Genomic DNA, 12046 nt, shown 5'->3' on the forward strand with positions numbered 1-12046 from the left:
AGATAAGAGAGATGAATGAAAGTTTACAAAAGGATTGTTATTTGCATCCTATTTATAAATACCAACGCCTTTTTGATGTTTGTCAATTTTTATCAACTGACGATGGTTTGCACTATTTGCAGGAAAGAACTAAAAAAATTTTAAATTGGTTGTAACTTTTCGCAATGCTATACGACTACTCTATTAGTAGAATACAAAAAACTAAAGCAAAATAGTAACATTCACTTTTCACAAAATGACCAGGGCTCAATTTCTGAGTGCCTGGTTATTTTGTTAGATACAAAAAGGACATGCATTTTTTGCATGTCCCGTGTCATTTATTCGCTAAGCATCGCTTTTAATGTTCGCTTTTGCCAGCCTAGCTTGAAGTAGGTATATTGCATAATGAAATGGACGCAGAAGGTAATTGGATAGGCTAACCAAACACCGTTTAATGCGAGTGACGTATGGTGGGACAAGAAGTACGCTAATGGCACTTGCACGACCCAAATCGTTATGACTAAGAAGATGGTCGGCCATAGTACGACACCAGTGGCACGCATCGTAGCGGAAACAGTTTGCGTATGTCCAAATATTAAATAGCTCCAAAAGGCGATATATAAATAATTTTTGGCAATGAGCACAGTATCATGTGAATCGATAAAGAAAGCCAAAATTGGCTCTGCAAATAGATACATGATGAGAATGATTGCGCCACCTAAAAGATAGTTAATACGCACACCCATTTGACGAATTTTTTTTATCATTTCTGTAGAATTCGCTCCTAAAGCCTGTGCTACGAAAACGGATGTAGCAATAGCAATACTCATCGCAGGCACTTGTGCATAGCTAGCTACCTGATTGACAACGCCATAAGCAGCAGTGGCATCAGATCCATAGGCATTGACAAAACCAATAACGGCAATTTCTGCAACTGAGATGGCAACCATACTAATACTTGATGGAATCGCTAGTTTTAATAATGATGTTAAAATATCTTTCTTTAATTTAAAATGCTGTAAGATGGATTTATCAAAACGTAGTAAATGCTTTGTTTTATGCAAATAAGCTAATAATAAAATCATGGTCACTAAGTTTGATAACACAGAAGCATAGGCAGCACCATTTAAACCAAACGCGGGTAATCCGAACCAGCCGAATACCAGCGGTGGGAGGAAGGCAATATTTAACACCACACTAATTACTAAAAAGAGAAAGGGTGTTTTCGAATCACCGACGCCGCGCATAAAGGTTGTATACACTAAATACCAAAACATAATGGGTAATGTGAAAAATAAAATTTGTGCATAGCTAATACTCATGTCTAAAATATTTGCTGGTGTTTGCATAAAGCGTAAAATCCATTCAATGAAAAAGCCGCCAAAGAGCGCCACGATAATCGATAAAATCGTAGTAAAGGCAAGGGTTACCCCAACTACCTCTTTCATCTTTTCATGATGACCAGCCCCAAACGTTTGCCCAACTAAAATAGAGCTTCCCGAACCTATGCCAATCGCGAAGGCCATTAAAAAGAAGAAAAACGGGAAAAATGCGGAAATGGCAGCGAGTGCATCGACACCTAAATTGCGCCCGACGATAAACATCGCAAATACTTGGCCAACAGATTGCAGTACATTCGCTAGCATCACCGGGATTAAGAAATTAAAAAAGGCCTTTCGTAGTTTTTTATCATCCTGTAACATTTGTTCATTCATCGTTAAAATCCTCTTGAGTTTTAATAACCCATTTCTTTTAAGATTCGTGATAGTGAGCGAAGGCGTTCACCGATTAGCTCACCATCATTATTTAATGCTTGCTGAAAAAGCTGAATATCCTCTTTAATTTGTTCATTTTCTGTGCATACTTCTACAGTCATAGCATCACCCTGTAAGCCTACTCGATTAATAACAGGGTTTGCTTCATCATATAAGTGCTCGTAGCGGTATGCATCCTTAAAATAAAGTTGTGTCTCACATACTAGAATAGCGAGGTCAAGCACACGATGGAGGGGTAGTTCTTCCGACTGACGTGACCATTTGCCACCTGTATGTCGCCAAACCTTCGCAGAAATATCAACCTTTCCTCGATCATTCCATTGTGCCAACCCAAGTGAAAGTCCTTGTGTATCAGTTTGATAAGCTGTACGCCCATCGATATTGGCATAGTTTTCAGCAACGATTACAGGTTTATGTTTTAAATGTGTTGGAATTTTCATTGTTAAGCACTCCTTGTTATTTGAATTTAGTAATTTAGTAAATTACTGCTTTAGTAAATTTAGCATTCACCTAAACAGAAGTCAATCGAAATAGCAGTGTAACTTTTTCTGCTAGGCTAAGTCTAATATGTAAGATGATGGAAAGGGTGATGTGATGAAGGGCTATCTGCGGAAGTTTTTGTTTTGTATAGTATGTCTCGTAATAATACCTGTGAACACTGTCGCAACAACTTGGGTCTATCCTTTCGTAGTTTGGGATGGTTATATATATGAGGTAACGGAGGAGAAAGTGCATGCAGTTGAGAATGAAATAGGGAAGGTAACGAAGTATTCAGATATGGAGCAACATGGAGGCAATTTTTCAAATGCATATCCAAAAGGAACCAAGTACTTTGCGATAAAGGGAACCGATACAAAGGTCGCCATCGCGGTACAAGTTGACAAAGGAGCATACCTTAAAGCGGTGAATGATGGAGAATATACGTATCAACGTAAAGCAAACATTGCCTTATATCTTTATAAAGCATTAGGAATCCTCGCCCTGTTCATCGTTATTTATCTATTGTTCACGAGTTTACGCAAGAAGCGTTAAGCTAGCAAATTCGTACTTTATGTAGGGATGTTGCTTCTCTATACAAGAAAACGATTATTGCTACTTTGCTTGTTTTTTGCGGTATCGTATTTTTGAAGGAGTTTAACTTTAAACGGTTCAAAGAATAACAGAAGTATGATAAACGTGAAGGGTTAATTTTTTTCAAAATTCCTTCAAAAACCTGTAACCTTTGCAAAGCTGACACGACTACTGTAATAGTAGAATACAAAAACTAAAGCAAACTAGTAAGTTTCACTTTTCACAAAAAGACCAGGACTCTGTTTTTCGAGAGTTTCTGGTCTTTTTGTGTGCTGGAAATAACACCGTTTTATAGTTTATGTTCTTAAAAAAGGGATTTCTTAATCTCTTATTGACAATATATTTAGAAAAATGAAGCTTTTCCCAATAGACATGCGTAAAACTAGTAAAAGAACAAGGAAGGGAGCTCTTAAAAATGCGTTGGAAACACTTTATTATGATGGTTATTGCCTGGATTGTGGAGATAGCGTTAACCTATTGGATTGCCACAATGTTCTCTGTTCGATTTATAGAAGTGATGTTTTTCACTGGTGTTGCCTTTACGTTAGGCACATTCTATTTTTCCAGCAGTGGTGGAGCCATGTCTAGGCTTTATGCATCTCAGGTCAGTGCACAAACAGGAATCATTCATGAGCGAGAACGATTCTAGGTAAAACTTGGTCCATGTTTAAAGCCTCGTTCATATTTTTCCTCATTGGTTTGGTGTTCTTTATTTTACTTGTAACAGGCATCATTCCACCTCAAAGCATGTAATATCTTGTGTAGGTTTGATTTAACTGCTCTTATACCTTTAAAGCTTCAAATAAAAAGTCGGCTATTCCTTATCGGAGTAGCTGCTTTTTTTATGGCAAAAAGTTCTAAAAACCCGACTTTACTTACAGGCATTGGATAGGAAGGGTTGTGGAAGTATATGAAATGTTTTGGCGAAATGGTTCAACCAAATCAGAGCCCGTTGTTCGATTAGGACTATATTAAGAATTTGTTCAGAATTTGTAGAGATGTGCTTGGTAGAATTGGAAGGTTGTAAGATCATTACTCGATCAAGACCTAGGAGGTGGCGTTCGCAAAGGAGAAATACTATGTTGCCCTTTGACGAGATTCACTTATGAAAAAGAAAAAAATAGCGATCATTATTCTCTTATTTTTTATTTTGTTAACGAGCACACGCATATTGTGGTTGCATTTATTTACTCAGCCAGACCAACCCTACGCAGAAAAAGGGCAAATCGATGTACGGGATTTTGATTTTCAACAGAATGCTTTGACACTGGATGGTGAATGGACATTTTATTCCTCTCACTGGTTGATGGATAGTAATCAACCACCTTTCCCCCCCACGTACATACAGGTTCCAGATGGTTGGGATCAAATTTTTCAAGAAGGTAAGCTGACGCCATATGGCTATGGCTCCTATCATTTGAAAATACAGGTTAATCCAGAAGAAACAAAAACATTTAGCATAAGGGTGCCTAGCATTCGTAGTGCAGCAGAAATATATGTAAATGATCGTTTAGTTGCGAAGGCTGGTGAGCTAGGTGAGAATCGAGCGCAAACGATGGCCAAAAATGTTCCATTTACAGCTTCTTTTGACACAAAGGGCCAAAGTGAAATCGACATTGTTGTGCAAGTGGCTAACTTTCAAGATCCTCGTAATGGGGGAATTGTGCGGTCTATAAAATTTGGATATGAAGATGTTATCTATCGCGAAACACAATTGTCTATTACCATGCAGCTATTAGTGGCAGTCGTTTTACTTTTACATGCCCTTTACTCGATCATCCTATATTTAGTTGGAAATAAGGAAAGACCTTTACTGTTCTTTTCACTCTTAACCGTCAGTATCATGTTTTATTATCTATTAGGGAGTGACGATAAGCTTCTCTCATTTTGGTTTCCAATCAATTATGATTGGGGGTTTATATTGGTTCACCTTTCGATGATTGGCATTGGCTATTCCCTGCTACAATGTATCGATCCATGGCTACCGCGCCATTTTCACCGTTATCAGCAGGGATTTGCCCTTGTATGTGCCTGTGCAGCTGTGTTGGCTATTGTACTACCAACACGATATGTAGTGTCGATACAAAGTGTTTATATTGTCATTTTAGGCGTTCCCATTGTGATCACCATGATGATGATGCTAGGAAAGGCGCTCAAAGATATCCGTCAGCATGTTTTTCTACTTTTAGCAATCCTTGCATTTATCAATAGTATTCTTTGGGATATTTTGCTACTGATTTCAGGAATCAAGGTGATTTCATATCCCTTTGATTTGATAATGACCATTGCTTGTTTAGCGACATTGTGGTTTAAAGATTACGCAAAAGTGCATGCGGATACAAAAGACCTTGCCCAAAAATTGCAAGAGACAGATAAACTAAAGGATGAATTTCTGGCAAGCACCTCCCATGAATTACGCAATCCGCTTCATAGTATTATCAATATGTCCAAGGCTGTTTTAGAGCGTGAGTCCCATGCACTTAGTCATAAAAGCGTCCATGATTTAGAAACGGTGCTGTCTGTTGGGCAACGAATGTCGCATTTATTGAACGATTTACTTGATGTGATGAGCCTAAAGGATAATACACAAAAATTGCATCTGACCCCGGTTTCCATTCATACCATCGTGGCTGGCGTCTTCGATATGCTACGTTTTATGATTGAAGGAAAGCCGGTTCAGTTTGTTCAGCAAATTCCAGCAGACTTTCAAAAAGTACTGGCAGATGAAAATCGGGTAATCCAAATTATTTTTAATTTGGTACATAATGCCATGAAATTTACTAATGAAGGTACTATTACGATTTCGGGCTATACCGAGGCTAGCATGGCGAAGATTGTGGTGGCAGATACGGGCATTGGCATAGATGAGGAAACCATGCAGCGATTATTTGAGCCATATGAGCAAGGTACTGTCAGTAAGACGATAGTAGAGGGCGGATTTGGGCTAGGGCTTAGTATTTGTAAGCGACTGGTTGAACTACAAAGGGGAACATTGGACGTACAATCAGTGGTGGGACAAGGCACCACCTTTACCTTCACATTACCACTATCTGACGAAGCGGAAGCTCAAAAGGTAACGCTTGCACAGCAGGCTCATCAAAAACAGGAAAGCCCTGAGGTACAGCAAGATGGAATGAACGATGTAGGAGATGCGTGGAATCAACCACGAATTTTAGTAGTGGATGATGAGCCCATCAATTTAAGAGTGGTGGCAACCCTCTTGGCGAATGAGCAGTATGATGTCGTCACGGTGACAAGTGGTTTGCAGGCACTTGAATATATACGGTCCCAGGAATGGGATTTAGTGATTTCAGACGTAATGATGCCGAAAATGAATGGCTATGAATTAGTACGAATCATCCGTAAGCAATTCTTCATGACGGATTTACCCGTACTATTACTAACTGCACGTAGTCAGCCACATGATATTGAAAATGGCTTTTCAGCGGGGGCCAATGATTATGTCGTCAAGCCTGTTGATGCCTTAGAGCTTCGATCTCGCGTTGAGGCATTAACAAAGGTGAAGCGATCTATTCAAGAACGACATCGTATGGAGGCAGCGTGGCTTCAGGCACAAATCGAGCCCCATTTTCTCTTTAATACATTAAATGCTATCTTAACGTTAAGTGAATTGGACAGTGAGCGGACAGCTAAATTAGTAGAGGCATTAAGTGATTTTTTAAGAGAATCCTATAATTTTCAAAACGTAGAAGCGCTTGTTCCATTAGAAAATGAACTTCGGTTAATTCAAGCCTACCTCTATATTCAGCAGGAACGTTTTGGTGAACGTATTCGCGTCGTATGGGACTTAGATACAGCGACGAATGTATGGATTCCATCGCTAACCATTCAACCGCTAGTTGAAAATGCATTAAAGCATGGTATTTTAAAGCGTGTTGAAGGGGGAACCGTTCACATTCGTATCATTAATTGTGGTACTCATATCGAAATTAGTGTCTCAGATGATGGCGTTGGTATGGACGAAGAGCAATTGGCGAAGCTACTACAGCCGAACAAACGTCCATCCAGAAGTATTGGCTTATCGAATACCCATAGACGTCTGCAACAGCATTACGGTCAAGGCTTACACATAACAAGCAAGCTGCATGAAGGAACTGCTGTTTCATTTGTTGTATTACCAAAGAAAACAACTAATCAATTAGATGCCTTCTCCCACAGCGAATACTGAGAGGGGGAAGGCATCTTATGTTAATGACAAACTTGATTCTGTGGCATTTTGGTTTTAAAGTGCGTAAATAAATAACAGCCTATAATAACGATCAGTCCTCCAATGCCTTGAAGCCAACTCAGCTTTTCACCGATAAAGAAGAACGCGAGCAGGGCAGTGAAAATTGGATTGAAGTTTAGGAAAATGCCAGAGGTTGTGGCTCCTAATTGCTGTACGCCTATATTCCAAAAGACCATACAAACGACAGTAGAGATAATCCCTGTATACAGAAGAGAAAGGATGAAAGACGGATTGATATTAGAGAAGGTGAATTCCGTACTGGTGAACGGGACAAGAGTAAGAATACCAAACACTCCCGCATACAATGTAGCCATTAATGGAGAGGTTGTTTTCATAGCCCACTTACTACAAACCGAGTAAAGTCCCCAGACACAAACCGCAGCTACCATCCATAAATCCCCTGTATTCAATTGAAAATCCAGTAACTGCTGCAAATCTCCTTTCGAAAGGACGAGAACCACCCCCATGAAAGAAAGAGTCATAGCCAAAAGCTGCAAGCCATTTATTTTTTCTTTGAGAAAAGCAAATGAAAAAAGGGCTATGGACATCGTATTCATCGTTGAAATAAGCCCTGCATTCGTGGATGTTGTTCGCTCCAACGCTAAAAATTGAAAAATATTAAACAAGGCGACACCTGTAATACCCATGAACAATAACGGCACAAGAGCTGCTTTTGCAGGGACTAGCTTCTTTTCTTTCCACCAGACTAATGGTATAAGGACAATCACCGCAATGAACCATCTTGCCATCGTTAAAGTCATCGGAGAGGCATGTGCCACAAGCGTCTTGGCCACAACAAAATTGCCTCCCCAAAGTAAGCTTGTGACGAGCATTAAGCCCATATAAAATTTGACCAAGGTATGTAACCCTCCTATGATTTTATGTATATTAAGAATCATAGCATTATTGAGATTTTGTCTGTATAATATTTTGTATAATTGTACTAATTTGAAATAATTAAAATAAATTTAATAAATTTCAGAAGAATATTCTGAAATAGAGTCTAATATGTACTTGCCGAATAACAATCAAAAGGAGAGATAACAATGGAGGAGATTAAAAATAAAGCATTAGACAGTGTGGATCTTCAAATTTTAGCGATTTTGCAGAGAGAGGTGCAACTCAGTAATGCAGAATTGGCTAGACGAGTAAACTTGTCTCCGCCAGCAACTCATACAAGGGTCAAACGCCTTGAAACAGAAGGATATATCGATCAGCAAGTGGCTATTTTAAATCAAGAAAAGCTAGGATTTGATTTACTGTGCTATGTCTTTATGAGCACTAATATTCACCAAGCGAAGGAAATCGAGGAATTGGAGGACAGCTTAAAAACGATGACCGAAATCATGGAATGTCATTGTTTAACAGGTGCATATGATTATTTGTTAAAGGTTGTCATTCGAGATCGCAAAGAATTAGATCAATTCATCCGCAAATTAAATAAGCTAGGGGTTTCTAGAATTCAAACGAACTTATCCTTGAGGGAAATTAAATATTCTACTGTGTTACCTATAGAAGAAAACAGCAAGTGTGAGTTTTAGGCTCAAACTTGCTGTTTTTTTAGTTTTCAGGATGACCTATTAAAGGTTTTCTACGATACTTGTGGCATACTTTTTCAGGTTAGACAACGATAGAATTTTATAGAAGCGTGTTTGGATGCTCTCTACTTTTCTCGTTATTCATCCTTTGCTGGGAGTTGGTCATATCCCAAAGTATTCAGGTTTTCTTGTGGCTGCGCATTGACGGTTTGTTCTTTAGCTTCCGCTTCTTCGCTAGGCGGAGCTTCTTCCGCAGAACAGGCAGCTAAGAGGGAAAATAGCACGCAACTTAATAACAGTAGCTTCTGCATGAGGCAAACCTCCATATATTCGATGTTGATATGAATATTTTGTCCATTTTCATGCAGAATATGTTGAACATCGCTTACAAAAAATTATGCTACTGTATTACTAATAATGGTACTAAAGCCATTAGTGGCAGCATTGTTTATAAGCTGTTTTATAGATTGAACTGCTTGATCTGTGAAAATATACCAGCTATCTTCAAACACATCATGCAGTAGATGATGGGGATGACCTTGTAATAGTTCATCAGGGAATGCAGTATTTAATGAATAAATATCAAATTGTTTGACTGTGTTCGTATCATCGCTCATAAAACGATATTGCCCACGTTTAGAATAGGAACCAGGTATGTCTAAATTAATTTGCCATGAATATTCTTTAGGTGCCTCTACTTTGTTTCCTTTTTGCTGGAAAACTTGATAAAGCGCTTTATGATAAGCATTGCCTTTAATGTCTTGAATAACACCACCCATTGTCATTTGATATTCATAGCGGAGGGCTTTTATTTTTTTATTGTCAAGTAGTAGTGGTTCAGAAGTGATACTGACTGTACCTTGATTGTATTGGACCTGACTGCCAAATGTTTCCGCAATAAAGCGAATCGGTACATAGGTACGATTATTTTTCATGTATGGCTGTACATCCAATTGCTCTGTTTTGTCATTTTTCATGACAGTCTTGTTGTTGAGATTTAATACAATCAATGTTTTATTCATGGCAAGGGTAATTTGTGAATCCTTCCAATGCACTTGCGCACCTAGATTTTCACTGATCACACGCAATGGCACCATGATTCGATTGCTTCTTTGCTCGGGTGCTGTATCAGATTTTACTATTACGTCATCTATTTTAATTTGTGTAGTGGCAGCATCAGCCGGAAAAGCCACAAAAAACATAGATGTTAACAATAGTCCAGTGAAGACTTTTTTCATGGTAGTCAACCTCCTATATTCGAGTTTTTAGCATCTTCAATATTTTACCATAGTTATTGGCTATTGGTCGCTAATTTTTTACAGCTATATTCCGTAATTGTTCTCGAATACTAACGGTGAAGGGAGGTTTTTAAATGAAATTATTGACCTGGGGTATTGTTGGTGCAGCACTGTTTGCTGCCATGAAAGGCTATGGGAAATCAAATCAAGGACAGAAGGATAGCTTTCAACAAACGACGACGCCTGTACAACTAGTTGCCAATGCGAATCCACTGACAGCCAATACACCGAAACAGTAAAACGAAGAGAAGCTTATAGATTACTTTGATCTATGAGCTTTCTATAATTTTACATAAATATCATATAATTGGTATAATAGATTGCGAGAAAAGAGGTGGGATAGATGCTTGATTTTACAAACTATCATGACGATGATTTAGAAGAAATTCTGCAATTATTTTACGAAACTGTACATATTTTATGTCCATAAGGATTTTCAAAGACAGGGGATTGCAGCAGCCTTAGTAGATTTACTAGAAGCGGACGCAAAAAAGCTTGGTCTTACCCATATCTACACAGATGCTAGTCTTACAGCGAGACCCTTCTTTGAACGAAAAGGATACCAAATCATTCAAAGACAAACCGTCGAGCGTCAAGGCATATTGTTCATGAATGTTAGCATGGGTAAATTATTTATTGATGAAAAGGACGGATGAAAAAGATGCATTATGTAAAGAGTTTTGTCGTATTAATGATGCTATGCTTCGTGTTTAGTGCCTGTGCACAAATAGAAAAACCTTCCCATAAAAAACCAGATATTGAAAGTATCACGGTTTCATTCGAACATCCAGAAACGAAGCAACCATTTAAAATAGTTCATGCTTTTGAGCTTTTTCAAAACTATACGGAAAAGGTAGAAGGTAATCCAGATCGTTCACCATTGGACATCTATCGAGAAGAGGTCATTGATCCCGTTTATAGTGCATGTTTTGAGAATGGTGAATATATAAACATGGCTGAGACGGTGTTGAATAGCACGACCAAACAATTGAAAGAAAATCAATTATTAAGCGAAAAAATTGATAGGGAAGCAACAGAAAAGAGTATTAAGGAAGGTCTGTTCAAATCTTCTGAACTCCTTCCCACTAAAAATGAAACGACGGTATGTGTTTTTCCAGCCACAGATGTAAACGCGAATATGGTAACGATTGGTGCAGGTAAAATAACAGCCCTCTATAATAAATATTATACAAATGAATTTATTAGGGCTGTAATTGCCCATGAATATCATCATAGTGTTGCAACTGAAAAACGCCCGCGTAGTGAAGGGACAGTGCTAGATCATCTCATATTTGAAGGAAGGGCAGTGATGTTTGAAAAATTAGTTTATCCTGATTTAAATTTTACGCGAATAGATTTGGATTACAACAAAGTTTATTGGTCTGATGTTGCAGCGGATTTGGAAAAGCATAACTTGATTCGTGCCCTAGAAATAATTAGAGGTGGAAATGGTCTTCCCTTTAGTTATGGCTACAGCGAAGGCTATAAAATGGTTAAATCTTATCTCGATTTGCATCCCAATGTATCGATAGAGGAGTGGACTGCCTTAAGTCCGAAAGAAATTTTTGAAAAAGGAAAGTATCTCGAAAATTATCAATAAACAAATAAGCAACAGACCCTGTATTAAACTCGGTCTGTTACTTCGTTTAGGCATCGATGAATGGTGACAATTGCTTGTAAATGCATACCTTCATGAAAGATGGTACGTAGGAGTACTTGTTCAATGGTCTGCATACCCGTGTCGATAGGTGGGAATTCCTCAGCCAATCGATGACCGTATCGTTCCTTTATCTGTGAAGGCTGCTGAGCCAAGCACTTTTTTAACTCCTCGAATGTGGGCGTTTTTTCGTCAAAATGCTTAGGCGACGTACCAAAGCTAAACCATTTCATGAGAGCTACTAATGCTGTATCCTTTTCTTTTGTTAACGCCTCTAGCCATAAATATTGATCGAGATAAAGATGGCCCATATTCCAGCGAATATTATTATGAAAACCAGCTGGAATGATATTTGCCTTTTCTTCTGACACATGCTCTAGCAAATGGAGTAACTCGCTACGGTAATGTGCTAACTGCTGAAATAAATTTTCTTGACGTTCATTCAAGTTCACCCCTCCTTTTTAGTATGTATTGGCTAA

General features: G+C 38.5%; 13 protein-coding genes. 7 read left to right on the forward strand and 6 right to left on the reverse strand.

Features of this window, described 5'->3' with window-relative positions:
* Nucleotides 1-317: 317 nt before the first annotated feature.
* Nucleotides 318-1694: an MATE family efflux transporter gene (locus CRI88_RS11720; protein WP_101966641.1), complete on the reverse strand. Its 1377-nt coding sequence runs from the start codon at nt 1692-1694 to the stop codon at nt 318-320.
* 20 nt (nt 1695-1714) lie between these two features.
* Nucleotides 1715-2194, reverse strand: coding sequence for a DUF6530 family protein (locus CRI88_RS11725; protein WP_036126112.1), 480 nt, complete (start codon nt 2192-2194; stop codon nt 1715-1717).
* A gap of 211 nt (nt 2195-2405) precedes the next feature.
* On the opposite strand from CRI88_RS11725, the gene CRI88_RS11730 reads away from it, so the two are divergent.
* The 3 genes from CRI88_RS11730 (at nt 2406) to CRI88_RS11740 (ending at nt 7014) form a co-directional block, all read left to right on the forward strand.
* Nucleotides 2406-2786 (forward strand): hypothetical protein, encoded by a 381-nt coding sequence (locus CRI88_RS11730; protein ID WP_139232004.1) that lies wholly within the window; start codon nt 2406-2408, stop codon nt 2784-2786.
* 454 nt (nt 2787-3240) lie between these two features.
* Nucleotides 3241-3474 carry a hypothetical protein gene (locus tag CRI88_RS11735; RefSeq protein WP_231745071.1) on the forward strand — a complete coding sequence of 78 codons (234 nt, stop codon included), beginning with the start codon at nt 3241-3243 and terminating at the stop codon, nt 3472-3474.
* A gap of 456 nt (nt 3475-3930) precedes the next feature.
* A complete protein-coding gene (locus tag CRI88_RS11740; RefSeq protein WP_101966642.1) occupies nt 3931-7014 on the forward strand; it encodes a hybrid sensor histidine kinase/response regulator in 3084 nt (1027 codons plus the stop codon).
* Between the two features lie 20 nt (nt 7015-7034).
* Here CRI88_RS11740 and CRI88_RS11745 read toward each other — a convergent pair whose 3' ends face one another.
* Nucleotides 7035-7916, reverse strand: a complete 882-nt coding sequence (locus CRI88_RS11745) for a DMT family transporter (RefSeq protein ID WP_374703120.1) — start codon at nt 7914-7916, stop codon at nt 7035-7037.
* Between the two features lie 204 nt (nt 7917-8120).
* On the opposite strand from CRI88_RS11745, the gene CRI88_RS11750 reads away from it, so the two are divergent.
* The gene (locus CRI88_RS11750) at nt 8121-8615 is read left to right on the forward strand and encodes an Lrp/AsnC family transcriptional regulator (protein ID WP_036126093.1); all 495 of its coding nucleotides are present in this window, start codon (nt 8121-8123) and stop codon (nt 8613-8615) included.
* Nucleotides 8616-8749: 134 nt separating this feature from the next.
* On the opposite strand, the gene CRI88_RS22495 is transcribed toward CRI88_RS11750, so the two are convergent.
* Nucleotides 8750-8923, reverse strand: coding sequence for a hypothetical protein (locus tag CRI88_RS22495; protein WP_170829867.1), 174 nt, complete (start codon nt 8921-8923; stop codon nt 8750-8752).
* An 84-nt stretch (nt 8924-9007) separates the two neighbouring features.
* Nucleotides 9008-9850, reverse strand: a complete 843-nt coding sequence (locus tag CRI88_RS11755; RefSeq protein ID WP_058844448.1) for a copper amine oxidase N-terminal domain-containing protein — start codon at nt 9848-9850, stop codon at nt 9008-9010.
* A gap of 134 nt (nt 9851-9984) precedes the next feature.
* On the opposite strand from CRI88_RS11755, the gene CRI88_RS22500 reads away from it, so the two are divergent.
* The 3 genes from CRI88_RS22500 to CRI88_RS11765 all read left to right on the forward strand — a co-directional run bounded on the left by CRI88_RS22500 (nt 9985) and on the right by CRI88_RS11765 (nt 11510).
* Entirely contained in the window at nt 9985-10149 is a 165-nt protein-coding gene (locus tag CRI88_RS22500) for a hypothetical protein (protein ID WP_180957800.1), read from the forward strand.
* A 210-nt stretch (nt 10150-10359) separates the two neighbouring features.
* Nucleotides 10360-10566: a GNAT family N-acetyltransferase gene (locus CRI88_RS11760; protein ID WP_374110929.1), complete on the forward strand. Its 207-nt coding sequence runs from the start codon at nt 10360-10362 to the stop codon at nt 10564-10566.
* A gap of 5 nt (nt 10567-10571) precedes the next feature.
* Nucleotides 10572-11510 carry a DUF2268 domain-containing putative Zn-dependent protease gene (locus CRI88_RS11765; protein ID WP_082673742.1) on the forward strand — a complete coding sequence of 313 codons (939 nt, stop codon included), beginning with the start codon at nt 10572-10574 and terminating at the stop codon, nt 11508-11510.
* 23 nt (nt 11511-11533) lie between these two features.
* Here the strand turns inward: CRI88_RS11765 and CRI88_RS11770 are convergent, their stop codons facing one another.
* Nucleotides 11534-12013: a DinB family protein gene (locus CRI88_RS11770; protein WP_058844446.1), complete on the reverse strand. Its 480-nt coding sequence runs from the start codon at nt 12011-12013 to the stop codon at nt 11534-11536.
* Nucleotides 12014-12046 lie beyond the last annotated feature (33 nt).

The sequence above is a fragment of the Lysinibacillus fusiformis genome (assembly GCF_002845985.1).
GTDB lineage: Bacteria > Bacillota > Bacilli > Bacillales_A > Planococcaceae > Lysinibacillus > Lysinibacillus fusiformis_D.